This is a genomic window from Ancylobacter sp. GW821-FHT10E12 (assembly GCF_058809335.1).
The window spans coordinates 63,119-87,205 of record NZ_JBXASN010000018.1 but is presented as its reverse complement, the minus strand read 5'-3'; the positions used below and the strand labels follow the sequence as shown (position 1 = coordinate 87,205).

Below are 24,087 nucleotides of genomic sequence, written 5' to 3'. Positions count from 1 at the left end.
GTCAGGAGTTGGAGGGCCGGCGCGGGCCGCTGACGGCCTCGCTCGACGGCAGAAGGATCGGCGTGAAGGCCGGCGACAGTGTCGGCATGGGCAGGCCGGCGCCGAGGATCGGGCCGGATTCGCCGGCGCGCGCCGGTGCGGCCGAGAGGGTCAGCGCGGTGGCGAGCTCTTCCGGCGTGCAGATGCCGACCACGTAGGACGGCTTGCCGCCGAACACCGTGCCGCGCCGCGCGTGCTTGTCATAGGTCAGCGGCAGTACGTTGGCGGTGGCGCTTTCCTTGCCGGCGCCGCCCCTGGCGTCGATGGCCATCATCTCGCGCATGCACATCTTGCCCGGCTCGACGCACATGTTGAGGATGGCGTCGAACAGCGTCGGGTCGATTTCGCTGAAGAAGGTCGCCGGCACCGCCTCGCTCGGCTTTTCGAGGTCGAGATAGGTCTGGCGGCTGAGCGGGTCGGGGCTCTCCTTGGCCTCGCGAACCCAGGCGGTGAACTCGGAATCGGACATCGCCTTGAAGGCGAAGAACATCTTGGAGAAGCCGGCGCCACTGTAATTGGCGGAGAAGCCGCGCGATTCGGTGCGCTGGTTGGCCACCGCGTGCAACTGCGTCTCCATGGCCGGCATGGCGTAGATCATGCCGGCGAGCGTGGGAACGTAGAAGGCGTTCATCACCGATGACGAGGTGATGCGGAAATGGATCGGCCGGTCGACCGGCACCGCTAGTTCGTTGACGGTGGCGACGCCTTCCTCGGGATAGATGAACAGCCATTTCCAATCGAGCGCGACGACCTGGACCTCGAGCGGCTTGTCATCGGCCGGCAGCACCGTACCGCTGGCGATGCGGTCCAGCGGGCGGTAGGGATCGAGCAGATGCGTGCCCATCCAGGTCAGCGCGCCGAGGCAGATGATGATCAGCAGCGGCGCCGACCAGATCACCAGTTCCAGCTGGGTGGAGTGGTGCCAGTCCGGCTCGTAGGTCGCTCCCGTGTTGGACTGCCGGTACTTCCAGGCGAAGAATATCGTCAGCGCCATCACCGGGATGATGATCAGCAGCATCAGCAGCGTGGAGACCACCAAGAGATCGCGCTGTTGCGCTGCGATATCGCCGGTCGGGGCCAGCACCTCGAATTTGCAGCCGCCGAGCGCGGCCATCAACGGGAGCAGGACGATGAGATGGAGGCGGCGCAATGGAAAACCTGCTATGGTTCTTGCCAGAAGGCGAACGGTTAGCTGCGGTGCAGCAAAGCGGCTATTGGACAATTTGTCCAATGCCGGCTTGCTGCATCGCACGCAATAAACGGCATCATGCGGATCGGGTAGCCTCAAGCGCCCGGGACGTTACCACCTATCCTATCCGGTTCTGATTTGAGTGAGAACGATGGCGCTACCCACGTCGACCCTTGAACGCGACGCGCGGCACATTCACGCCGACGGCCACCAGCCCGAACAGGTGGACCCCGGCGAGATCGCGGTCGGCGTCGTCATCGGCCGGGCGTCGGAATTCTTCGACTTCTTCGTCTACGCCATCGCCTCGGTGGTGGTGTTCCCGAAGCTGGTCTTCCCCTATGTCGATCCGCTCACCGGCACGCTGTATTCCTTCGGCATCTTCGCGCTCGCCTTCATCGCGCGGCCGTTCGGCACCGCGCTGTTCATGGCGATTGATCGCCGGCACGGGCGCAGCGCCAAGCTGACCATCGCCCTGTTCCTGCTCGGCACCTCGACGGTGGCGATCGCCTTCCTGCCCAGCTACGACCGGATCGGGGCGGCGGTGATCTGGCTGCTGGCGGCGCTGCGCATCGGCCAGGGCCTCGCCTGGGGCGGCACCTGGGACGGGCTGGCGCCGCTGCTCGCCATCAACGCGCCGGAACAGCGCCGCGGCTGGTATGCCGCGCTGCCGCAGCTCGGCGCGCCGATCGGCCTCATCGTGGCGAGCGCGCTGTTCGCCTTCTTCATCGGCAACCTGTCCTCGGCGGATTTCTTCAGCTGGGGCTGGCGCTATCCGTTCTTCGTCGCCTTCGCCATCAACGTGGTGGCGCTGTTCGCCCGCCTGCGCATGGCGGTGACGCCGGAATATGTCGAGCTGTTCGAGCGCGGCGACCTGCAGCCGGCGCCGGTGAGCGAGACGCTGCGCGCCGAGGGCAAGGGCATCGTCGTCGGCGCCTTCGCGCCGCTCGCCACCTTCGCGCTGTTCCACATGGTCACGGTGTTCCCGCTGTCCTGGGTGTTCCTGTTCACCTCGGAAGGGCCGACGCGCTTCCTGCTGATCGAGGCGATCGCCGCCTTCTGCGGCCTTGCCGCGGTGTTTGCCTCCGGCGTGGTGGCCGACAAGATCGGCCGGCGCAACCTGCTCGGCGGCTCGGCGGTGGCGATCGCGGTGTTCAGCGGCTTCGCCCCGCAGCTGCTGAACGGCGGCTTCATCGGCGAGGCGGTGTTCATGATCCTCGCCTTCACCCTGCTCGGCATTTCCTTCGGCCAGTCCTCGGGCGTCGTCGCCTCGAATTTCGCCCCGAAATACCGCTACACCGCCTCGGCGCTGACCAATGATTTCGCCTGGCTGTTCGGCGCCGGCTTCGCGCCGCTGGCCGCGCTGCTGCTGTCCAGCCATTTCGGCCTGCTCGCCGCCGGCGCCTACCTGCTCTCCGGCGCGGTGTGCACGCTGCTGGCGCTGCGCTTCAACAAGCGGCTGGAAATGGCGACGTCCGGCTGAACCGACCGCCTCCGCCCAATCCGCCGGCTTCCCGGAAACGCGCCGATCCGCTTGCGCCGCAAGCCGGTCGGCGCGTTTTTCTTTTCAGCGACCCGGCTCGGCCCCGCCGGGCTGTGGGCCCGCCGGCCGATGCCGCGCCGCCCGCCGCGGCGCCCATGGGATTCGCCTCCCGGTTCCAGCACCTGTCCGCCATCTGCCATGCCGGCGCTGCGACGCTGCGGCGCAGCATCGAATTACGCTTGCAATGTTGAGCGATCGCGACATAACTAAACATAAAACTAAACGCGCTCGGACAATGAACCGTGACGCGGACATCAATTGAGGGGGCATTCGACCCGCCTCGTTCTCTGGGAGGAGAGCATGCAGAAGAAGTGGATATCCCTCTTCGGAATGGCGGCCGTGTGTGCGGCCGTATCGGTGCCGCAGGCGGCCAAGGCCGAGCAGCTGACCCTGTGCTGGGCGGCGTGGGACCCGGCCAACGCGTTGGTCGAACTGTCCAAGGACTTCACCGCCAACACCAAGATCGACATGAAGTTCGAGTTCGTCCCGTGGACGAGCTATGCCGACCGGTTCCTCAACGAGCTCAATTCGCACGGCAAGCTGTGCGACCTGATCATCGGCGACAGCCAGTGGGTCGGCGGCTCGGCGGAGAACGGCCATTACGTGAAGCTGAACGACTTCTTCGCCAAGGAAGGCATCAAGATGGATGACTTCGTGCCGGCGACGGTGGTCGGCTATTCCGAATGGCCGAAGAACACGCCGAACTACTGGGCGCTGCCGGCGATGGGCGACGTGGTGGGCTGGACCTATCGCAAGGACTGGTTCGAGCGGCCGGAGCTGCAGAAGGAATTCAAGGCCAAATACGGCTGGGACCTCGCCGCGCCGAAGACCTATGACCAGCTCAAGCAGATCGCCGAGTTCTTCCAGAAGCGGCAGATCGACGGCAAGACCGTCTACGGTGCCTCGATCTATACCGAGCGCGGCTCGGAAGGCATCACCATGGGCGTGACCAACGTCCTCTATGACTGGGGCTTCCAGTACGAGAACCCGAAGAAGCCCTATGAGATGCAGGGCTTCGTGAATTCGCCGGACGCCATCAAGGGCCTCGAATTCTACAAGGCGCTCTATGATTGCTGCACCCCGCCCGGCAGCTCCAACGTCTACATGGTCGAATCCGCCGACGCCTTCAAATCCGGGCAGGTGGCGATGCAGATGAACTTCGCCTTCACCTGGCCCGGCCTCTACAAGGACGAGAAGGTCGGCGGCAAGCGCATCGGCTTCTTCGCCAATCCGGCCGAGAAGTTTCACTTCGCCCAGCTCGGCGGCCAGGGCATCTCGGTGGTGTCCTATTCGGAAAAGCGCGACGCGGCGCTGAAATACATCAAGTGGTTCGCCCAGCCGGAGGTGCAGGCCAAGTGGTGGCAGCTCGGCGGCTATTCCTGCCTGAAGGCGGTGGTGGACGCGCCCTCCTTCAAGACCAGCCAGCCCTATGCCCCGGCCTTCCTCGAATCCATGGCGATCGTGAAGGATTTCTGGGCCGAGCCGAGCTATGCCGAGCTGCTGCAGGCGATGCAGAAGCGCGTCCATGACTACGTCATCGCCGGCAAGGGCACGGCGAAGGACGCGCTCGACGGCCTGGTGAAGGACTGGACCGAGGTCTTCAAGGACGAAGGCAAGATCTGAGACCCGACGATCGAGGGGTGCCCTCCCGGTTCCCCTTTCCTCTCCCCGTCGGGGAGAGGTGACTTGCCCACGGGTCTTGCCTTCGGCGAGCCCGGGGACAGGCTCCGCGGGTCGGCGAGGGGAGGCGCCGGGGGCAACGCTCTCGCGGAGCGCCGGAAGCCCCTCGCCCCATTCCTCTCCCCCGGCGGGGGAGAGGAAGCTGCCGGAACCGGACGCGTCCGGCTTCTCCTGCCGGGTCCCGGCCCTCGCAGCCCGCCCTCGGCTCCGAGCCGGCCCCATCGCTCATCAACTCGGGTGTGCCAGTGACCACTTCCAACAACACTTTTGCCGACAAGGCGGTCCAGCGGGCGGCCGACGCCGCCGCCCGCTCGACCCCGGAACCGCTGGCCGTCCGGGTGCGGGGTCTGTCGGACCGTGCCATCGCCTGGCTGTTCATCGCGCCGACCATCGTGCTGCTGCTGGCGATCAACATCTTCCCGCTGTTCTGGGCGATCTACCTGTCCTTCACCAATTTCCGCGCCAATCGGCCCAATGCGGTGGTGCAGAATGTGGGCCTGAGCAATTATTCCCGCATGCTGAACGATCCCGACATCTGGGTCGCGATGCAGACCACGGCGCATTTCGTGTTCTGGACCATCGTGCTGCAGACGCTGATCGGCTTCACGCTCGCCTATCTCATCGACCGCAAGTTCCGCGGCCACGCCTTCTGGACCACGCTCATCCTCATCCCGATGATGCTGTCGCCCGCCGTGGTCGGCAATTTCTGGCGCTTCCTCTACGAGCCGCAGATCGGGCTGTTCGCCTATGCGGTGTCCTTCGTCTCCGGCATCCCGACCTCCGACATCCAGATGCTCGGCAGCGTCAAGCTGGCGCCCTGGGCCATCGTCATCGTCGATACCTGGATGTGGACGCCCTATGTGATGCTGATCTGCCTCGCCGGGCTGCGCTCCATCCCCGACTACATCTACGAGGCGGCCGAGGTCGACCGCGCCTCCAACTGGCGGCAGTTCTGGTCGATCACCGTGCCGATGGCGCTGCCCTTCATCATGCTGGCGGTGCTGTTCCGCGGCATCGAGAACTTCAAGATGTTCGACATGGTCAACCTGCTCACCGGCGGCGGGCCCGGCTCGACCACCGAGGTGGCCTCGATCGCGCTCAAGCGCGAGGCCTTCGAGGCCTGGGCGACCGGGCGCTCCTCGGCCTTCGCCATCGTGCTGTTCGTCGCGGTGTTCGGCCTCGCCAACATCTACGTCAAGGCCCTCAACAAGGTGAAGCAGAGATGAGCGCCGCCAAGACCACGTCCATGACCGCCGCCCATTCGGTCGTCGAGCCGAGCTCCACCTCCAAGCGGGTGGCCGGCGCCATCGTCATCGTCTACGCGCTGATCACCCTGGTGCCGCTCGCCTGGATCTTCCTCACCAGCATCAAGTCGCCGCCGGACTCGATCTCCTATCCGCCGAAGATCCTGTTCACCCCGTCGCTGGAGGGCTACTGCAACCTGTTCACCACCCGCACGCGGCAGACGCCGGAATACATCGCCGCGCTGCCGGCGCCGGACGGGGTGTGCGACGCGGTCACCCGCGAGCGCAACATGGTGATCGCCGGCCCCTCCAACTTCCTGCCGCGCTTCGCCAATTCGCTGATCATCGCCTTCGGCTCGACCTTCCTCGCGGTGACGCTCGGCACGCTGGCCGCCTATGGATTCTCGCGCTTCAAGGTGCCGCTGGCCGACGACCTGCTGTTCTTCATCCTGTCGACAAGGATGATGCCGCCGATCGCGGTGGCGATCCCGATCTACCTGATGTACCGCCAGCTCGGCCTGTCCGACACGGCGCTGGGCATGATGCTGCTCTACACGGCGGTGAACGTCTCGCTGGCGGTGTGGCTGCTCAAGGGCTTCATCGACGAGATCCCGCGCGAATACGAGGAGGCCGCGATGATCGACGGCTACACCCGCCTGCAGGCGTTCTGGAAAGTGGTGCTGCCGCAGGCGACGACCGGCATCGCCGCGACCGCCATCTTCTGCCTGATCTTCGCCTGGAACGAATATGCCTTCGCGGCGCTGCTCACCTCCGGCAGCGCCCAGACCGCCCCGCCCTTCATCCCGACCATCATCGGCGAGGGCGGGCAGGACTGGCCGGCGGTCGCCGCCGGCACCACCATCTTCCTGGTGCCGATCCTGGTCTTCACCATCCTGCTCCGCAAGCAGCTCTTGCGCGGCATCACCTTCGGGGCGGTGCGCAAATGACCGACCACATCCTCGCCAAGCCCGAGAGTCCCGGCAGGAAGCCGCGGCGGCCGTTCCTGCTGCGCCGCGGGCCGATGGAGAACATCGCCATCACCCTGATCGGCCTCGGCTTCCTGATGCTGTTCCAGTCGGTGGCGCTGGTGCTCTACACCTATTCCTTCATCACCCTTCTCGTCGGTACGCTCATGTTCATGATCGTGTCGAAGTTCCCGGAGTAGGTCATGGCCGAGATCAAGGTCGAAAACCTCCGCAAGGCCTTCGGCGATTTCGTCGCGGTGCAGGATTCGAGCTTCACCGTCGCGGATGGCGAGTTCCTGGCGCTGCTCGGTCCCTCCGGCTGCGGCAAGACCACCACGCTGCGGATGATCGCCGGGCTGGAGCTGCCGACCGGCGGCACCATCCGCCTCGGCGGCGAGGACGTCACCTACAACCGCGCCAGCGAGCGCGACATCGCCTTCGTGTTCCAGCTGTTCGCGCTCTACCCGCACATGAACGTGCGCAAGAATATCGGCTTCCCGCTGCTGTCGCAGGGGGTGGCGAAGGCGGAGATAAGAAAGCGGGTAGAAGAAACCGCGCGCCTCCTGCAGATCGACCATATCCTCGACAAGTCGGTCTCCGGCCTCGCCGGCGGCGACCGCCAGCGGGTGGCGCTCGGCCGCGCCATCGTGCGCCGGCCGAAATGCTTCCTGATGGACGAGCCGCTCGGCACGCTCGACGCCGAGTTCCGCGACGTGATGGTGCGGGAGCTGCGCGAGCTGCACAACCGCATCCACGCCACCACCGTCTACGTCACCCACGACCAGATCGAGGCGATGGCGATGGCGGACAAGATCGCGGTGATGAATCACGGCATCATCGAGCAGTTCGCCACCCCGCGGGAGATCTATAACCGCCCGGCCTCGATGTATGTCGCCGACTTCATCGGCTCGCCGCCGATGAATTTCCTACGCTTCTCCGCCGGGTTGCAGAAGGGCGCGCGCATTGCGCGCATCGGCGGGGCCGACGTGCAGATGCCGGAGCTCCGCGCCGATGTCGCGCCGGGCGAACTGGCGCTGGGCGTGCGGCCCGAGCATGTCCGCTTCTCCGACGCCTCGCCGTTGCGCGGGGCGATCTATGGCAGCGAATATCTCGGCACCAACCAGATCGTCACCGTGGAGACGGGCAGCGGCCTCGTCCGCGCCCGGCTGCCGGCCGATCGCAACTACCATATCGGCGACCGGGTCGGCCTCACCTTCGCCAGCGAGCGCCTGTCGCTGTTCGAGTGCCGCACCGGCCGCGTCATTCCATCCCAGCTTCACGAAGGTGCGGTGATGCAGCGGGACGTGCCACATCTGGAGGCCCATCATGGCTGATGTCACCCTGAAGGGCGTCACCAAGCGCTTCGGCGACAAGCGTGCCGTCGACAGCCTCGATCTTCATATAGCCGACGGCGAGTTCGTGGTGCTGCTCGGGCCGACCGGTGCCGGCAAGACCACGACGCTGCGGCTGATCGCCGGGCTGGAGAGGCCGGATGCCGGCACGGTGAGCATCGGCGGCAGGCCGATGAACGGCCAGGCGCCGGCGAGCCGGGACGTCGCCTTCGTGTTCCAGCAATATTCGCTCTACCCGCATCTCACCGTCTACGAGAACCTCGCCTTCCCGCTGCGCTCGCCGGCGCGGCGCATGGATGCCGCATCCCTCGACGCGCGGGTGCGCGAGGTCGCCCGGATGGTGCGCATCGACCACAAGCTGCAGAACCGCTCGACCCGCCTCTCGGGAGGAGAGATGCAGCGCGTCGCCATCGGCCGGGCGCTGGTGCGCCGCCCCTCGATCTATCTCATGGACGAGCCGCTCTCCTCGCTCGACGCCAAGCTGCGCGGCGAATTGCGCCTCGAACTCAAGCGCATCCAGAAGGAGCTGGGCTCGACGCTGCTCTACGTCACCCATGACCAGATCGAGGCGATGACCATGGCGGACCGCATCGGCATCCTCGCCGACGGCAAGCTGGTGCAGATCGGCACGCCGCGCCAGATCTACAGCGATCCCGCCAATCTCCACGTCGCCGCCCGGCTCGGCCAGCCGCATATCAACCTGCTGCCGGCCGATCTGCTGCCCGGCGGCCCGGTGCCGGCCGGCACGCGCACCGTCGGCGCGCGCACCGAGCATCTGGAGATCGCCCGCGCCGGGGACGGCAATGCCGAGGTCGATTGGGTCGAGCATCTCGGCGACCAGAACCACCTGCACATCAAGGTCGGCGGGCACAAGCTGGTCACGCTCGCCGATCCCGATCTGCCGGTCGGCGCGGGCGACCGCATCAGCCTGGCGCTCAAGCGCCCGCTTTATTTCGGTCAGGACGGGCAGCGGCTGGCGTGACATGAACGGGGCGGCGGCGAAACCGCCGTACCGCGTACAGTGCCGATAGGAATTGGAAGGCAGCGATGAAACATTTCTTCAACCGCCGCGAAAGCATCGTCACCGAGGCGCTGGATGGCCTCATCCGCACCTCGCCGCCGGGCCGGCTGGCGCGGCTCGACACCTATCCCGACATCAAGGTCGTCGTGCGCGCCGACTGGGACAGGTCGAAGGTGGCGGTGGTGTCGGGCGGCGGTGCCGGCCATGAGCCCTCGCATGCCGGCTTCGTCGGCCGCGGCATGCTCACCGCGGCGGTGTCGGGCGAGATCTTCGCCTCGCCGAGCGTCGAGGCGGTGCTCACCGCCATCCGCGCGGTGACCGGCGAGCCGGGCTGCCTGCTCGTGGTGAAGAACTATACCGGCGACCGGCTGAATTTCGGCCTCGCCGCCGAGCGCGCCCGCGCCGAGGGCTTCAAGGTGGAGATGGTGATCGTCGCCGACGATATCGCCCTGCCGGATATCGCCCAGCCGCGCGGCGTCGCCGGCACGCTGTTCGTGCACAAGATCGCCGGCCATCGCGCCGAGGCGGGCGAGGATCTCGCGGCGGTCGCGACCGCAGCCCGCGCGGCCGCCGGCGACATCGCCTCGCTCGGCGTGTCGCTGTCCTCCTGCTCGATCCCCGGCCAGCCCCATGAGGAGCGGCTCGGCGAGAACGAGGGCGAGCTCGGCCTCGGCATCCATGGCGAGCCGGGCGTGGAGCGCATTCCGCTGCAGCCGGCCGACAGCATCGTCGCGCTGATGGCCGAGCGGCTCGGGGCGGAACTCGCGCCCGGTGCCTCCTACGCGCTGCTGATCAACAATCTCGGCGCGGTGCCGCCGCTGGAGATGAGCCTGATCGCCGACAGCGTGCTGCGCTCCCGGCTCGGCCGGCAGGTGAAGCTGGTCATCGGGCCGCAGGCGCTGATGACGGCGCTCAACATGAACGGCTTCTCGCTGTCGCTGCTGCGTCTCGACGCCTCGCGCGAAGCCGCGCTCGCCTCCCCCGTCGAGCCGCTGTCCTGGCGGCCGGTGGTCGTCGCGGGCGAGGTCCAGGTGCTGCCCGCCCCGCCGGCGCCGCGCGAGGCGGCGGTGCCGGCCAGCGCGGATTCGGCGCATGAGGCGGTGATCCGCGCCGTCTGCGCCACGCTGACCGGCCTCGAAGCGGAACTGAACCGCCTCGATGCCCGCGCCGGCGATGGCGATACCGGCTCCACCGTCGCCGCCGGCGCCCGCGCGGTCGAATCGCGGCTGCCCGATCTGCCGCTCGCCGATACCGGCGCCACGCTCAAGGCCATCGGCGAGATGCTCGGCTCGGCAATGGGCGGATCGAGCGGGGTGCTGATGTCGATCTTCTTCACCGCGAGCGCCAAATCGATGCGCGAGACCGGCGACCTGCCCGCCGCGCTGCTGGCCGGCCTCGACCGCATGACCTTCTATGGCGGGGCGACGCCCGGCGCGCGCACCATGGTCGATGCGCTGGATCCGGGCCTCAGGGCGCTGGCGCAGGGGGGCCTCGTGGCGGCGGCCGGCGCCGCGCGCGCCGGGGCGGAAGCCACCAAGGCGATGACCCACGCCCGCGCCGGCCGCGCCTCCTATGTCGCCGCGCGCGAGCTCGAAGGCTCGCCGGACCCCGGTGCGGTGGCGGTGGCGAGCGTGTTCGAGGCGCTGGCGCGGCGGGGATGAGCCCGTCGCGGGCGAGGCAGGGAGACATGCCGATGCAGTTGCGCGCCGCCGATCTCGCCGAGCTGATCGCGCTGTGCCGCGCCGAGATCGACCGGCATGGCGAGCATCTGAGCGTGCTCGACAGCGCCATCGGCGACGGCGACCACGGCGCCAACATGCGCCGCGGCCTGGAGGCGGTGTATCGCGAGCGCGACTCCATCGCCGCCCTGCCGCTGCCGGCGGCGCTGGAGGAAATCGGCCTCGTCCTGGTGATGAATATCGGCGGCGCCGCCGGCCCGCTCTACGGCACGCTGCTGATGGAGCTCGGCCGCGGCCTGGCGGAGGACGCGCAAGCCGATGATTTCGCTGCGACGCTGGAGCGGGCGATCGACGCGGTGGCCCGCCGCGGTCGTTCCGGGCCGGGCGACAAGACGCTGCTCGACGTGCTTTACCCGGTGCAGGCCGAGGTGCTAAGGCGCTCGGCGCCGGATCGCATCGCCGCCTGCGCGCGCGTCGCGGCGCATTCCACCGGGGCGATGCAGGCGCGGCGGGGGCGGGCCTCCTTCCTCGGCCCGCGCTCCATCGGCCATGAGGATCCGGGCGCCTCCAGCTGCGCCCTGCTCACCGCCACCATCTGCCTCTATTTCGAGGAGCATGTCGCTTCATGACCGCAGGCGTCGCTTCGGATGTCGCTTCGGGTGCTGCCGCTTCGGCCGCCAATGTGGGCATCGTGATCGTGTCGCACTCGCCGCTGGTGGCACGGGGGGCGGCCGACATGGTGCGCCAGATGGTCGGCGACTGCGTGCCGCTCGCCTTTGCCGGCGGCAATGCCGAGGGCGGGCTCGGCACCCATGTGGCCGGCATCCAGGCGGCGATCGAGGCAGCGTGGTCGGAGGCCGGGGTCGCGGTATTCGTCGATCTCGGCGGTGCCGAAACCAATAGCGAGATGGCGGTCGAGCGCCTCGGCAAGTCCCGCGCGGCGAAGGTCGCCATCTGCAACGCGCCGCTGGTGGAAGGCGCGGTGGTGGCGGCGGCCGAGGCGTCGGGCGGCTCCAGCCTCGCCAAGGTGGTGGCGACGGCCGAGGAGCTGTCGCCCTGATGAGCGAGCTCCGGCCCCCATTCCCGCGCGAGCGCGCCGGCAAGAGCTGGCAGACCGAGGTCGAGGTGACGCACGGTATCGGCCTGCATGCGCGGCCTTCCGTCACCTTCACCCGGCTCGCCAAGAGCTTTCCCTGTTCCATCGAGGTGGCGGTGGACGGCTCGTCGGAATGGCTGAACGGCAAGAGCATCGTCAAGATCATGGGCGCCCGCATCCGCCGCGGCATGCGGCTGCGCATCCGGGCGGAAGGCTCGCGGGCGGAGGAGGCGATCGTCGCGCTCGGCGAGCTCGTCCGGCGCAATTTCGACGAGGACCGCAAATATGGCCGCGCCGATGGCCGGCCCGGTTGAATCCCGCCCGCGCGAGCCGCGCGGGCTGAAGGACGTGCGCGGCCGGCCCGCCTCGCCCGGCCGGGCGCTGGGCCCGGCCTTCTGCGCGCGCGATCCCGATGCCGCTCCCGCCGGCCCGGCGCAGGGCGACGCGCGCGGCGCCCTCGCGGCGGCGGTGGCGCTGGCGGTCGACGAGCTCCGGGCGCTGTCGGTGCGGGCGGATGCGCAGAGCGCCGGCGTGCTCGACTTCCAGATCGAGATGCTGCTCGACGCGGAGATCCTGACCCCGGCCTTGGAGCGTATCGCGCGCGGCGAGGGGGCGGCGCTGGCCTGGGCCGGCGCGATGAACGCCTATATCGACGCCTTCGCCAACGATGCCCATGCCGCTTCCGGCGACATGGCCGGCGACGATGCCTTCGCGGTGAAGGCCGCCGACCTGTCCGACCTGAAGAACCGGGTGCTCGACGCGCTGGCCGGCCGTTCCCGCGTCGATTTCCCGGCAGGGTCGGTCTATGTCGGGCGCGACATGCCGCCGAGCCTGTTCCTCGCCCATGACTGGTCGAAGGGCGGCGCCATCGCGCTCGCCGCCGGCAGCGCGGTCAGCCATGTCGCCATGCTGGCGCGTGCGCGGGGGGTGCCGATGGTCATCGGCCTCGGTGCGCTGCCGGCGACGGGCGGGCAGGTGCTGCTCGTCGACGGCGGCGAGGGCCTCGTGCGGCTGGATCCGGTCGAGCCGGCCCCGACCCCACCAGTTCTCGCCCCGCCGATCTTCGCCCTCCCGTCGCCCACCGCCGCGCCGTCTTGCCCGCCGGAGCCGGGCGCGGGCGGGAAGCTGCGGCTCTGCGTCAATCTCAACAGCCTGTCCGACCTCGAAACGGTCGATCCCGCCGCGGTGGACGGCGTCGGGCTGGTGCGCACCGAGTTCATGTTCCTGTCGCCGGCCGAGGCGCTGAACGAGGAGCGGCATCTCGACTGCTACCGGCGCATCGTCACCCGGCTCGGCGGCCGGCCGGTGACGCTGCGCATGCTCGATCTCGGCGGCGACAAGGCGCTGCCGGGGCTGGTGGACGGCAACCCGTCCTCGTTCCTCGGCCAGCGCGGCATCCGCCTGCTGCTGGCGCATCCCGAGCTCGCCCGCATCCAGGCGCGCGCGCTGATGCGGGCGGCGGTGCTGGGGCCGGTGAGCGTGCTCCTGCCGATGGTCACCCTGCCGGAGGAGGTCGAGGCGATGGCGCTTCTGTTCGAGGAAGAGGCGGCCCGGCTCGCCCGCCTCGGCGTGCCGGCCGTGCGGCCGCCGCTCGGCATCATGGTGGAGGTGCCCGCCGCGGCGCTGACCCTCGACCTGTTCGGCGAGGTGGCGTTCTTTTCGGTGGGGACCAATGATCTGATGCAGTATCTGTCGGCGGCGGCGCGCGACAATCCCGCCGTCGCCCATCTCAACGCGCGATCGGAGACCGCCTTGTTCCGCCTGCTGGACCAGGTCAGCGCCAGCGCCCGCGCGCTCGGCAAGCCGGTATCGGTCTGCGGCGACCTTGCCGGCGACCCGCAGGGCCTCGCCCGGCTGCTCGCGGCCGGGTTCCGCGACTTCTCGGTGGCGCCCTCGCGCCTTGCCGCCGTGCGCGGGATGCTGCGCGCGGGCGGGGCGGAGGGCTAGATATGGCGCGCGAGACCAGCGACGAGGCGGTCATCGCCTACAAGACCATCCTGGCGAGCATCCTCGACAACCGGCCGTCGGGCACCCGCCAGCGGCTGGCGGCGGCGCTGGGCAAGCATCGCAGCTTCGTCACCCAGGTGACCAGCCCGGCCTATGTGACGCCGCTGCCGGCCCGGCACCTGCCGACGATCGTCCGCGTCTGCCATTTCAGCCCGGCGGAGCAGGAGCGCTTCCTCGCAGCCTATGAATCCGCGCATCCGGGCAAGCTGCCGGACATAGGCGGCGGCGAGAAGCTGCGCCCGCTGACGCTGATGGCGCCGGATTTCGGCGACGAGAAGAAGAACCGCCTGTTCGACGATGCCGTCGTCGAGCTGGTGCAGAAGATGGCGGCGCTGGTGAACGCCGGTGAGTGAGAGGATCGCCAGAAGCCGCTTGTTGCGCCGCCTGCCGATGACGGCATTCGCCCGGAGCGCGGGGCGATGAAGAAGATCATGAACGCGCCCGACAGTTTCGTGGCGGAAAGCCTCGCCGGGCTGGTGCGCGCGCATGAGGGTCAGCTCGTCTTCGGCGAGGGGCGGAAATTCGTCCGCCGGCGCGACCTCGTGCCCGGCAAGGTGGCGGTGATCTCCGGCGGCGGCGCCGGCCACGAGCCGCTGCATTCCGGCTTCGTCGGGCCCGGCATGCTGGACGCCGCCTGCACCGGCCATGTCTTCACCTCGCCGACGCCGGACCAGATCGTCGCGGCGATGGACGAGACCGATACCGGCGCCGGCTGCCTGCTCGTGGTGAAGAACTATGACGGCGACGTGATGAATTTCGAGATGGCCGCCGAGATGGCCGCTTCCCGCCATGCCATCGAGACGGTGATCGTCGAGGACGACGCCGCCACCGGGCCGTCGGTGCGCAGCCGCGGGCGGCGCGGGGTGGCGGGCACCGTCGTGGTCGAGAAGCTGATCGGCGCGGCCGCCGAGCGCGGCGCCGGGCTCGCGGCGCTGAAGGCGCTGGGCGACGGCCTCAATACCCGCATCCGTTCCATGGGGGTGGCGCTGCGCGGGGTGACGATGCCCAACAATGCGCGCGAGACCTTCGCCCTCGGGCCGGAGGAGATGGAGATCGGCGTCGGCATCCATGGCGAGCCGGGGCTTCACCGCACCCGGTTCGAAGGCGCCGACGAGATCGTCCGCCTTCTGGGCGAGGCGATCCTGGCCGAGTTCGATCCCGCGATGCCGGGCGCGCCGGGCATCCGGCCGCTCCTCCTGGTCAACGGCTTCGGCGGCACCCCGCCGATCGAGCTCTATCTCGCCTATGGCCTGGCGCGCAGCTTCTTCGAGGCGCGGGGCATCGTGCCGGCGCGCTCGCTCACCGGCACCTTCGTCACCTCGCTCGACATGGCGGGGCTGTCGATCACCCTGGCGCTGCTCGACGAGGCGCAGCTCGAGCTGTGGAACGCGCCGGTCGCGACGCCGACGCTTTCCTGGTGAGCGCCGGCCGGCGTCAGGCGGCGCGCGGCTCCACCTCGACCGTCACATGCGACAGGTCGTGGATATGGGCGAGCTTGGCGCGGTAATAGGCCGGCGGGCGCGGATCGGCGCTGCGCAGCGCCACGATGGCGCCGTGATGGCCGGGGCCGAGCTGCCAGACATGCAGGTCGGTGATTTCGTCGCCATCGGTCTCCACCGCCTCGCGGATCTCCTCCGGCAGGTCCTCGCCCGGCTGGATATAGTCGATCAGCACCCCGCCGGCCGCCTTGATCAGGCCGAAGGACCAGCGGGCGATGACCAGCCCGCCGACGATGCCCATCATCGGGTCGAGCCACAGCCAGCCATACAGGCTGCCGAGCGTCAGCGCGGCGATGGCGAGCACCGAGGTCAGCGCGTCGGCGAGCACGTGCAGGTAGGCGGCGCGCAGGTTCAGGTCGTGCGAACCCTCCCCCTCGTGCGGGTGATGCCCGTGGCCATGGTGGTGATCATGCCCGTGGTGATGCTCCTCGCGCAGCAGGAAGGCGCTGGCGAGGTTCACCGCGAGGCCGAGCACGGCGACCGCGATCGCCTGCGGGAAGTCGATGGCGATCGGGCTGTAGAGCCGCATCAGGCTTTCCCAGCCGATCAGCAGCGCGATGATCGCCAGCACCACCGCGCTGGCGAAGCCGGCGAGGTCGCCGAGCTTGCCGGTGCCGAAGGTGAAGCGCGGATTATGCGTGTTGCGCCGGGCGTAGAAATAGGCGAGGGCGGTGATCAGCATGGCGGCGGCGTGGGTCGCCATGTGCCAGCCGTCGGCGACCAGCGCCATCGAGCCGAAGGCGGAGCCGGCGGCGATCTCTCCCACCATCATGGTGGCGGTGAGGCCGATCACCAGCCAGGTGCGGCGCTCGTTGCGGGCGTGGTTGTCGCCGAGGAAGACATGGTCGTGCGGATTGTTTAGCCGGCTGTCATTCATTTCAGATAGGTCCGTATGACGTCGATCAGCTCCTCCGCGCCCGTCTTGCGGGCGGCAGGGTCCTCGGCGCCGAGCACATGCTCGTGGATATGGTCTTCGATCAATTCGGCGGTCAGGCCGTTGATGGCGCCGCGCACCGAGGCGACCTGGTTCAGCACGTCGGCGCAGGGCGCTTCGGTCTCGATGGCGCGCTCGATCGCCTCCATCTGGCCCTTCAGCCGGCGGATGCGGGCGAGCAGCTTGGTCTTGTTGTGGGCAAGGTGGCTCATAGGGCATAGGGGTATACCCTATATTTCCGCCACGCAAGCCGCTGCCGGACGGAATGCCGGCGCCATCGACCGCCGGCGCGGCGTCGCGCCGAGTTGCGCATGCACGCCGTCCCCGGCCATCATCGGTGCCGGAACACCCATGCAGGGAGACACGCGATGCGGGCGATGGTGCTGCGGGCGCCGGGCGAGCGCCTGGTGCTGGAGGAGCGTGCCGTGCCGGAGCCCGGCCCCGGCGAGATCCGCCTGCGGGTCGAGGCCTGCGCGGTGTGCCGCACCGACCTGCACGTCGTCGACGGCGATCTCAAGCATCCGAAGCTTCCCATCGTGCCCGGCCACGAGATCGTCGGCATCGTCGAGACGGTGGGGGAGGGGGTGACGTCGCCGCTGCCCGGCGCCCGCGTCGGCATCCCCTGGCTCGGGCATACCTGCGGCAGCTGTCCCTATTGCCGCATGCAGCGGGAGAACCTGTGCGACGATCCGCTGTTCACCGGCTATACCCGCGACGGCGGCTTCGCCACCCATGTGGTCGCCGACGCCGCCTATGCCTTTGCGCTGGACGGGTTCGACGACCCGGTCGCCGCCGCGCCGCTGATGTGCGCCGGGCTGATCGGCTGGCGCTCGCTGCGGCTGGCGAGCGAAGGACTGGCCGGCGAGGGGAGCCGCATCGGCCTCTACGGTTTCGGCGCCGCCGCGCATATCCTGGCGCAGGTGCTGCGCTGGCAGGGGCGGCAGGTCTACGCCTTCACCCGCCCCGGCGACGCGCCGGCCGCCGAGCTCGCCCGCGCGCTCGGCGCGGTCTGGGTCGGCGGCTCGGACGAGACCCCGCCGGCGCCGCTCGACGCCGCCATCATCTTCGCCCCCGTCGGCGCGCTGGTGCCGGCGGCGCTGCGCGCGGTGCGCAAGGGCGGGCGCGTGGTGTGCGGCGGCATCCACATGAGCGACATCCCGCAGTTTCCCTACGAGATCCTGTGGGAGGAGCGCGAGCTCATCTCGGTCGCCAATCTCACCCGGCAGGATGCCGTCGATTTTCTCGCCCTGGCGCCGAAGGCGGGGGTCAGGCCGCATACCACCGTCTATCGGCTGGAGCAGGCCAACGAGGCGCTGGACGACCTGCGCGCCGGGCGGCTGCAGGGCGCGGCGGTGCTGGTGCCGTGAGCGCGCGCACGCGACGGCCTGGAGCCTTTTCGGCGAAACGCGGCTCGCCGGGAAGGCGCTAGACGTAATTGCCGCGGCCCACCAGCGCGAAGCGCTGGCCGAGGGCGCGCGTCTCCGCCCCCTGCATCTCGCGCAGCAGCCGGGTCAGCAGCGCCGCGCCCGGCGGCAGCGGCCTGTCCTTCAGCGTCACCAGCGAGAAGATGGTGTCGTAGGCGAGGTCCCCGGCATCGGCCACCTCGACGAAGCGGTGGATCGGCGCCCAGGCCTCGACGAAATGCACCGGCAGGAAGCCGACGAAGCCGCCGCTCGCCAGCAGGGTCGCCACCGCCTCCAGGCCGAAGGCGATCGCCTTGCGCTCCAGCTTCAACTCACGGGCCGCCATCTGGGTGCGCTGGTCGTTGGTGCGCATGACGAGGCCATAGCCCTCGCGGGCGAGGTTGCGCACGCTCGGCGGCGGCCGTCCCTCGCGCGCCAGCGTGTAGAGCCGGAAATCCTCCAGGAACAGCGGCTCGAACACCAGCCGGTCCACCCCCGGCGCGGCGCCGGTCACCCCGAAATGCAGGCTCTTGTCCTGCAGTCCGGTCAGGATGTCGGTCGGCAGCTTGATCGACAGGTTCACCGTCACGTCGGGCGCCAGTTCGCGGAAGCGGGTCAGCGCCGCTGCGAAGGCCGAGCGCGGGTTGGACAGACAATTGTCGGCAATGCCGAGCCTCAGCTCGCCGGTCATCACATGGCGGGCGAGGTTCAGCTCGTGGCGGATGGCTTCGAACGCCTCGGAGGCGGTCACCGCCGCGTCGAGCGCCCGCCGGCCGAATTCGGTCAGCTCGAAGCCGCCGGGCCCGCGCAGGCAAAGCCGCGCGCCCAGCCGAAGCTCCAGCGTCTGCAGGTGCCGGCTGATGGTGGAGCGCTCCATGCCGAGCGCGGTCTCCGCAGCGGTCAGCCCGCCGGCCTCGGCGACGCTGCGGAAAATGCGCAGCAGCCGCAGATCGCTCTCGGTGAGCGGGGGGACCGAGGAGGAAGCGCGGGCGGGCGGGGTATCGGCGTTCATGTTGCACATTATACAAGCATGGTTTCGCTCTGCGACATTTTTAATCCGGGAAGGCTCGCCTAGCGTGATGCCGCGCACAAATCCGGTGCCGCATTCAGGTTTCGCAGTTCAGGGTCCGTCGTCGACGCCCCGAGGCGCCGGCCCGGCCCCATAGGAGGTCGCATGGTCCTGCCGCTCACCGTAGAGCCGTCCAAGGCGCATCAGAGCTTGCTCTACGCGCCGATCTCGACGGATCTCGACGCGCTCGACGCCCATATCGCCTTTCTCGGCATTCCCTACGGCAGCGCCTATCACGCCGGCGCCATCACCAACGACCAGACCAGGGCGCCCGACGCGGTGCGCTCGGTCACCGACCGCATCACCCGCCACCTCCAGCGCCACGATTTCGACGTCGGCGGCCCGATCTACGACAACAGGGCGATCAAGGCGGTGGATGTCGGCAACGTGCCGGCCGACATGACCGACCTCACCAGCCACTATGTCCGCGCCGAGGCGGCGGTGCGCAAGATCCTCAAGGCCGGCGCCATGCCGATCACCCTCGGCGGCGACCACGGCATCCCGATCCCGATCCTGCGGGCCTATGAGGACGAGGGCCCGATCACCCTCGTGCAGGTCGACGCCCATATCGACTGGCGCGACCATGTGAACGGCGTGCATGACGGCCTGTCCAGCCCGATCCGCCGGGCATCGGAAATGCCGCATATCAAGGAGATCTTCCAGATCGGCATTCGCGCGCAGGGCTCGGGCCGGCCTCAGGAGGTTGAGGCGGCGCTCGCCTACGGCGCCAACATCATCCCGGCCTTCGAGGTGCACGACAGCGGCATCGAGGCGGTGCTCGCCCGCATCCCCGACGGCGGCAAGTATTACATCACCATCGATGCCGACGGCCTCGATCCCTCGGTGATGCCGGCGGTGGAAGGGCCGGCGCCGGGCGGGCTGACCTTCCACCAGGTGCGCAAGCTCATCCACGGCCTGGTCGGCAAGGGCCGGGTCGTCGGCATGGACATCGTCGAGATCACCCCCGCGGCCGACGTCAACATGATCAGCTGCATCACCGCCGGACGGCTGATCGTCAACCTGATCGGCGCGGCGGTGCGGGCCGATTACTGGGACGCGCCGAAGATCGATCCGTCCACCATCGACGCCCCGTAGGCCTGAGATCCGGGTCTTCGGCCCCAGGTCTTCGACCGGAGCGTCCGGCGCCGGAGTTCCCCCGGACTCTGGCGCCACCTTTCTTAAAAACGAATTGAAAACCAGAGGGTTGCTGCCATGACACCGATGTGCCGGAGACTGATCGTTCTCGCCGCGGGCGCCGCCTGCGTCGCTTCCCTTGCCCTGCCCGCACGCGCCGAGACCACGCTGGAGAAGATCAAGCGCACCGGCGAGGTCACCGTCGGCACCGAGGCCGCCTTCCCGCCGTTCGAATTCGTCAAGGACGGCAAGATCGTCGGCTACGGCTCCGACATCCTCGCCGTCGTGGTCGAGGACCTCGGCGTGAAGAAGCTCAACCAGCTCGACCTGCCCTGGCAGGGCATCCTGCCCGGCGTGCTGGCCGGCAAGTTCGACTTCGTCGCCACCACGGTCGGCATCAACGAGGAGCGCGCCAAGCGCTACGCCTACACGTTCCCGATCGCCGACGGCATGCCCTACACGATGAAGCGCAAGGGCGAGGCGATTACCAAGATCGAGGACTTCAACGGCAAGGTGATGGCGACCCAGCTCGCCTCCTCCACCGAGCCGGTGGCCCGCGCGCTCGACGAGAAGCTGAAGGCCGCCGGCGGCACCGGCTTCAAGGAGCTCAAGCTGTTCACCGCCTTCCCCGAGGCCTATGTCGCGCTCGCCAATGGCGAGGTCGACGCGGTGATGCAGTCGCTGCCGGCGCTGGCGGTGACGGTGAAGGAAAAGCCGGACCTGTTCGAGCTCGCCGTCGCCACCCCCAAGGACGGCGGCTATCCCTATCTCGCCTGGGTCACCCGCCCCGACGACAAGGACCTGCGCGACGCCATCTCGGCGACCATCAGGAAGATGCGCGACGATGGCCGCCTCAAAGCCCTGCAGATGAAGTGGTTCGGCTTCGAGATGAAGATCCCGGATGCCGGCTACCTGCCGCCGGGTGCCGAATGATCGGCACGGAGTGATCGGCGCCGAGTGACGCGCCGAGCGCAATCCGCATAGGCCCCCGCTCCGTTCCCTCTCCCCGGCGGGAGGGGGCCGGTCGTCCCGACGGCAGGCTCGCTTCCCACCGGCCCCGACCAACGAAGAGGAGACCATCGGCCTTGAAGTTCAATTTCGACTATCTCCTCTCCGTGCTGCCGCGCCTTGCCGACGCGTCGCTGATCAATATCCGCCTCGCCCTGATCATCATGGCGCTGTCGGTGCTGCTCGGCACCGCGCTTACCGTGCTGCGCGCGGCGAAGCTTCCGGTGGTGAACGAGGTGATCGCCGTCGTCATCAGCTTCGTGCGCGGCACGCCGCTGCTGATCCAGATCTTCATCGCCTATTACGTGCTCCCCGCGATCGGGCTCGACATGCGGCCGGAAGTGGCCGGCGTCGCCGCCATCGCCTTCAATTCGATGATCTTCGTCTCGGAGACGCTGCGCGGCGGGCTCTCCACCCTCGATCCCGGCCAGATCGAGGCGGCGACCGCGCTCGGCCTGAAGCCGCGCGCCATCTGGCAGAAGGTCGTGCTGCCGCAGCTGTTCCGCCGCGTCATCCCGGTGCTGATCAACGAGGCGACCATCGTGGTGAAGGGCACCGCGCTGCTCTCGGTCATCACCGTCGTCGAGGTGCTGCGCACCGCCCAGCAGATTTCCGCCGCCAGCTACCGTCCCTTCGAGACGCTGGTCGGCGCCGCGCTGCTCTTCCTGGCGATCAACCTCGTTCTCAGCCTCGCCGGCAAATTCGCCGAGGCCCGTTTCTCCGTGGCGAGGGCCTGACCATGCGCTTCGATCCGTGGATGCTGCTCGATTACTGGGACATCCTGCTGCTCGGCGCCTGGCTCACCGTGCGCGTCACCTTCATGGCGCTGGTGCTGGGCTATGTGCTCGGCATCGCGGTCGCCCTGCTCGCCCTCGCCCCGGCGCGGCCGCTGAAGCTGATCGCCGGCACCTATGTCGAGGTGCTGCGCAACATCCCGTTCATCATCATCCTGTTCCTGGTCTATTACGGGCTGCCGTTCTCCGGCATCCGGCTGCCGGCGATGTTCGCCGGCACGCTGGCGCTCTCGCTGTTCGTCAGCGCCTATTATGCCGAGATCGTGCGCGCGGCGATCCTCGCCTTGCCGCGCGGCCAGTTCGAGAGCGCCCGCGCCATCGGCATGTCGCCGGCGCAGGCGATGTGGAACGTGGTGGCGCCGCAGATCCTGCGCACCGTCATCCCGCCCTCGACCAACATGACGCTGACCATGATGAAGGAAAGCGCCGTGCTCTCCTCCATCACCGTGCCGGAGCTCACCTATCAGAGCCTCGTCGTGCAGGGGAACACCTTCGCCCCCTTCGAGGTGTTCGCGGCGGTGACGCTGATCTACTGGCTGATCGCGGCGGTGATCGCTGAAATCTCCCGCCGGCTGGAGACGCGCGTCGGCCTCGCCCAGCGCCAGAACGTGGTCCGCAATCCCATCGCCGACCGCTATCTCTCGCTTGAGCGGAGGCCCGCGCGATGAGCACGACACCCGCCTTGAAGGTCGAGGGCCTCACCAAGAATTTCCGCGCCACCACCGCGCTGGATTCCGTCTATCTGGAGATCGCGCAAGGCGAGATCGTCGCGCTGATCGGCCCGTCCGGCTGCGGCAAGAGCACGTTCCTGCGCTGCCTCACCTGGCTTGAGCAGCCGGACGACGGCTTCATCGAGGTCGCCGGCCAGCCCTTCGGCCGCGAGCGCGTCGGCGCCGTGGTGCGCCGGCAGAGCGCCCGCGAGATCGACCGCATCCGCCCCAGGATCGGGCTGGTGTTCCAGCAGCTGAACCTCTGGCCGCACCTCACCGCGCTGGAGAACATCGTCCGCCCGCAGATGGTGGTGCTGAAGCGCCCGCGCGAGGACGCCGCCCGCCGCGCCCGCGACCTGCTCGCCCGCCTCGGCCTCGCCGACCGGGCGGAGCGCTACCCGCATGCGCTGTCCGGCGGCCAGAAGCAGCGCGTCGCCATCGCCCGCGCGCTCGCCATGGACCCGGCCCTGATGCTGTTCGACGAGCCGACCTCGGCGCTCGATCCCGAACTGGTCGGCGAGGTGCTCGCCGTGCTGCGCCAACTCGCCGAGGCCGGCACCACCATGCTGGTGGTCACGCATGAGATCGGCTTCGCCGCCAATGTGGCGGACCGCATCGCCTTCATGGATCGTGGCCGCGTCGTCGAGGAGGGGCCGGCGCGCCAGCTCATCGAGGCGCCGCGCGATCCGCGCCTGAAGGGCTTCCTCGACCTCGTGCTGTCGCATCGCGACACGCCTCATTCCTGACGGAGCCTGCTCACATGTCCCGCGTCAACCGCCCCTATGTCGGCATTCCGAGCTTCCTGCGCGCGCGCATCGTCGAGGACCTCTCGGCCCTCGATGCCGACATCGCCGTGCTCGGCGTGCCCTTCGACGAGGGCTCGCCCTTCCTTCCCGGCTCGCGCATGGCGCCCCGCGCGCTGCGCGAGCATTCGCTGCGCTTCGCCGCCACCGGCATCTACGATCCCGAGACGAAGAAGAGCTACCTCGTCGAGGAGCTGACCCAGGGCCGTATCGTCGATTGCGGCGACGTCGACGTGCAGCCGACCCGTGTCGAGGGCACCTTCGACAACATCACCGCCGACGTGAAGGCGATCCTGGCTTCCGGGGCGATGCCGGTGGTGCTCGGCGGCGACCATTCCATCACCTATCCGATCTTCCGGGCGCTTGAGGAGCCGGTGCATGTGCTGCATTTCGACGCCCATAGCGACTATGCCGATTTCGACGACGGCCTGCGCCATACCAACGGCCACGCCTTCCGGCATATCAACGCCATGCCGACCAAGCTCAGCCTCACCCAGATCGGCATCCGCAGCCTGCGCTCGGCGCGCCCGATGATGGAAGACGTCGAGGCGGACGGCAACCGCATCATCCCGATGGGCGAGTTCCGCGCCCTCGGCCCGGCCGGCATCGGCGCGCTGTTGCCGAAGGAGGCGAAGGTCTATGTCTCCATCGACGTCGACGCGCTCGACATGTCGCTGGTGCCCGGCTGCGTCTCCGCCGAGCCCAACGGCATGACCTATCCCGAGCTGCGCGACAGCCTGAAGGCCATCGCCGAGAATTATGAGGTCGTCGCCTTCGACTTCGTCGAGGTCAATCCGCCGCTCGATGTCGGCACCGGCGTCACCGCCTATCTCGGCGCCGTCACCGTCATCGAGTTCCTTGCCCATATCTGCGATCAGCCGCGCTGGGCCGCGCGGCGTCGCGCCCGCGTTGCCTGAGGTA

At 68.9% G+C, this 24,087-nt stretch carries 25 protein-coding genes; 21 read left to right on the top strand and 4 right to left on the bottom strand.

All coding sequences use genetic code 11. The features are described from left to right. Window position 1: 1 nt before the first annotated feature. On the bottom strand, window positions 2–1,189 hold the full coding sequence (gene cyoA / locus AC1RU4_RS21580) for a ubiquinol oxidase subunit II (protein ID WP_492893202.1): 1,188 nt from the start codon (window positions 1,187–1,189) through the stop codon (window positions 2–4). Between the two features lie 190 nt (window positions 1,190–1,379). Here cyoA and AC1RU4_RS21575 point away from each other — a divergent pair, with 190 nt between their 5' ends. The 14 genes from AC1RU4_RS21575 to AC1RU4_RS21510 all read left to right on the top strand — a co-directional run bounded on the left by AC1RU4_RS21575 (window position 1,380) and on the right by AC1RU4_RS21510 (window position 15,233). Beyond that, window positions 1,380–2,708 (top strand): MFS transporter, encoded by a 1,329-nt coding sequence (locus AC1RU4_RS21575; RefSeq protein WP_492893201.1) that lies wholly within the window; start codon window positions 1,380–1,382, stop codon window positions 2,706–2,708. 360 nt (window positions 2,709–3,068) lie between these two features. Beyond that, the gene (locus tag AC1RU4_RS21570; RefSeq protein WP_492893200.1) at window positions 3,069–4,391 is read left to right on the top strand and encodes an ABC transporter substrate-binding protein; all 1,323 of its coding nucleotides are present in this window, start codon (window positions 3,069–3,071) and stop codon (window positions 4,389–4,391) included. A gap of 302 nt (window positions 4,392–4,693) precedes the next feature. After that, window positions 4,694–5,674: a carbohydrate ABC transporter permease gene (locus AC1RU4_RS21565; protein WP_492893199.1), complete on the top strand. Its 981-nt coding sequence runs from the start codon at window positions 4,694–4,696 to the stop codon at window positions 5,672–5,674. Then, on the top strand, window positions 5,671–6,639 hold the full coding sequence (locus tag AC1RU4_RS21560; RefSeq protein ID WP_492893198.1) for a carbohydrate ABC transporter permease: 969 nt from the start codon (window positions 5,671–5,673) through the stop codon (window positions 6,637–6,639). Before AC1RU4_RS21565 ends, AC1RU4_RS21560 begins: the two co-directional genes overlap by 4 nt. Beyond that, complete coding sequence (locus AC1RU4_RS21555; RefSeq protein WP_492893197.1) at window positions 6,636–6,857, top strand: hypothetical protein; 222 nt, start codon at window positions 6,636–6,638, stop codon at window positions 6,855–6,857. The genes AC1RU4_RS21560 and AC1RU4_RS21555 overlap by 4 nt, the downstream gene beginning before the upstream one ends. 3 nt (window positions 6,858–6,860) lie before the next feature. Beyond that, window positions 6,861–7,991 (top strand): ABC transporter ATP-binding protein, encoded by a 1,131-nt coding sequence (locus tag AC1RU4_RS21550; RefSeq protein ID WP_492893196.1) that lies wholly within the window; start codon window positions 6,861–6,863, stop codon window positions 7,989–7,991. Next, entirely contained in the window at window positions 7,984–8,991 is a 1,008-nt protein-coding gene (locus AC1RU4_RS21545; protein ID WP_492893195.1) for an ABC transporter ATP-binding protein, read from the top strand. The genes AC1RU4_RS21550 and AC1RU4_RS21545 overlap by 8 nt, the downstream gene beginning before the upstream one ends. Window positions 8,992–9,056: 65 nt before the next feature. After that, on the top strand, window positions 9,057–10,691 hold the full coding sequence (locus AC1RU4_RS21540; RefSeq protein WP_492893194.1) for a dihydroxyacetone kinase subunit DhaK: 1,635 nt from the start codon (window positions 9,057–9,059) through the stop codon (window positions 10,689–10,691). 32 nt (window positions 10,692–10,723) lie between these two features. Further along, on the top strand, window positions 10,724–11,338 hold the full coding sequence (dhaL, locus tag AC1RU4_RS21535; protein WP_492893193.1) for a dihydroxyacetone kinase subunit DhaL: 615 nt from the start codon (window positions 10,724–10,726) through the stop codon (window positions 11,336–11,338). Beyond that, window positions 11,335–11,769: a dihydroxyacetone kinase phosphoryl donor subunit DhaM gene (dhaM, locus tag AC1RU4_RS21530; RefSeq protein ID WP_492893192.1), complete on the top strand. Its 435-nt coding sequence runs from the start codon at window positions 11,335–11,337 to the stop codon at window positions 11,767–11,769. The genes dhaL and dhaM overlap by 4 nt, the downstream gene beginning before the upstream one ends. Then, window positions 11,769–12,119 (top strand): HPr family phosphocarrier protein, encoded by a 351-nt coding sequence (locus AC1RU4_RS21525; RefSeq protein WP_492893191.1) that lies wholly within the window; start codon window positions 11,769–11,771, stop codon window positions 12,117–12,119. The genes dhaM and AC1RU4_RS21525 overlap by 1 nt, the downstream gene beginning before the upstream one ends. Then, a complete protein-coding gene (locus tag AC1RU4_RS21520) occupies window positions 12,091–13,752 on the top strand; it encodes a putative PEP-binding protein (protein ID WP_492893190.1) in 1,662 nt (553 codons plus the stop codon). Before AC1RU4_RS21525 ends, AC1RU4_RS21520 begins: the two co-directional genes overlap by 29 nt. A gap of 2 nt (window positions 13,753–13,754) precedes the next feature. Further along, window positions 13,755–14,165: a hypothetical protein gene (locus AC1RU4_RS21515; RefSeq protein ID WP_492893189.1), complete on the top strand. Its 411-nt coding sequence runs from the start codon at window positions 13,755–13,757 to the stop codon at window positions 14,163–14,165. 66 nt (window positions 14,166–14,231) lie between these two features. Next, on the top strand, window positions 14,232–15,233 hold the full coding sequence (locus tag AC1RU4_RS21510; protein ID WP_492893188.1) for a dihydroxyacetone kinase subunit DhaK: 1,002 nt from the start codon (window positions 14,232–14,234) through the stop codon (window positions 15,231–15,233). Between the two features lie 13 nt (window positions 15,234–15,246). Here the strand turns inward: AC1RU4_RS21510 and dmeF are convergent, their stop codons facing one another. Both dmeF and AC1RU4_RS21500 read right to left on the bottom strand, forming a co-directional pair. Beyond that, complete coding sequence (gene dmeF, locus AC1RU4_RS21505; protein WP_492893187.1) at window positions 15,247–16,188, bottom strand: CDF family Co(II)/Ni(II) efflux transporter DmeF; 942 nt, start codon at window positions 16,186–16,188, stop codon at window positions 15,247–15,249. Beyond that, window positions 16,185–16,457: a metal/formaldehyde-sensitive transcriptional repressor gene (locus tag AC1RU4_RS21500; protein WP_492893186.1), complete on the bottom strand. Its 273-nt coding sequence runs from the start codon at window positions 16,455–16,457 to the stop codon at window positions 16,185–16,187. The genes dmeF and AC1RU4_RS21500 overlap by 4 nt, the downstream gene beginning before the upstream one ends. A gap of 156 nt (window positions 16,458–16,613) precedes the next feature. Between AC1RU4_RS21500 and AC1RU4_RS21495 the strand changes: the two genes are divergently transcribed. Further along, window positions 16,614–17,612: a zinc-dependent alcohol dehydrogenase family protein gene (locus tag AC1RU4_RS21495; RefSeq protein ID WP_492893185.1), complete on the top strand. Its 999-nt coding sequence runs from the start codon at window positions 16,614–16,616 to the stop codon at window positions 17,610–17,612. 58 nt (window positions 17,613–17,670) lie between these two features. Here AC1RU4_RS21495 and AC1RU4_RS21490 read toward each other — a convergent pair whose 3' ends face one another. Beyond that, window positions 17,671–18,660 (bottom strand): LysR family transcriptional regulator, encoded by a 990-nt coding sequence (locus AC1RU4_RS21490; RefSeq protein WP_492893184.1) that lies wholly within the window; start codon window positions 18,658–18,660, stop codon window positions 17,671–17,673. 162 nt (window positions 18,661–18,822) lie between these two features. On the opposite strand from AC1RU4_RS21490, the gene AC1RU4_RS21485 reads away from it, so the two are divergent. The 6 genes from AC1RU4_RS21485 to AC1RU4_RS21460 all read left to right on the top strand — a co-directional run bounded on the left by AC1RU4_RS21485 (window position 18,823) and on the right by AC1RU4_RS21460 (window position 24,083). Beyond that, the gene (locus AC1RU4_RS21485) at window positions 18,823–19,812 is read left to right on the top strand and encodes an agmatinase (protein ID WP_492893183.1); all 990 of its coding nucleotides are present in this window, start codon (window positions 18,823–18,825) and stop codon (window positions 19,810–19,812) included. 117 nt (window positions 19,813–19,929) lie between these two features. After that, window positions 19,930–20,784, top strand: coding sequence for a transporter substrate-binding domain-containing protein (locus tag AC1RU4_RS21480; protein ID WP_492893182.1), 855 nt, complete (start codon window positions 19,930–19,932; stop codon window positions 20,782–20,784). A gap of 152 nt (window positions 20,785–20,936) precedes the next feature. Next, window positions 20,937–21,596: an amino acid ABC transporter permease gene (locus AC1RU4_RS21475; RefSeq protein WP_492893181.1), complete on the top strand. Its 660-nt coding sequence runs from the start codon at window positions 20,937–20,939 to the stop codon at window positions 21,594–21,596. Window positions 21,597–21,598: 2 nt separating this feature from the next. After that, a complete protein-coding gene (locus AC1RU4_RS21470; protein WP_492893180.1) occupies window positions 21,599–22,321 on the top strand; it encodes an amino acid ABC transporter permease in 723 nt (240 codons plus the stop codon). Further along, the gene (locus tag AC1RU4_RS21465; protein ID WP_492893179.1) at window positions 22,318–23,109 is read left to right on the top strand and encodes an amino acid ABC transporter ATP-binding protein; all 792 of its coding nucleotides are present in this window, start codon (window positions 22,318–22,320) and stop codon (window positions 23,107–23,109) included. Before AC1RU4_RS21470 ends, AC1RU4_RS21465 begins: the two co-directional genes overlap by 4 nt. Window positions 23,110–23,123: 14 nt before the next feature. Beyond that, on the top strand, window positions 23,124–24,083 hold the full coding sequence (locus tag AC1RU4_RS21460; protein ID WP_492893178.1) for an arginase family protein: 960 nt from the start codon (window positions 23,124–23,126) through the stop codon (window positions 24,081–24,083). Window positions 24,084–24,087 lie beyond the last annotated feature (4 nt).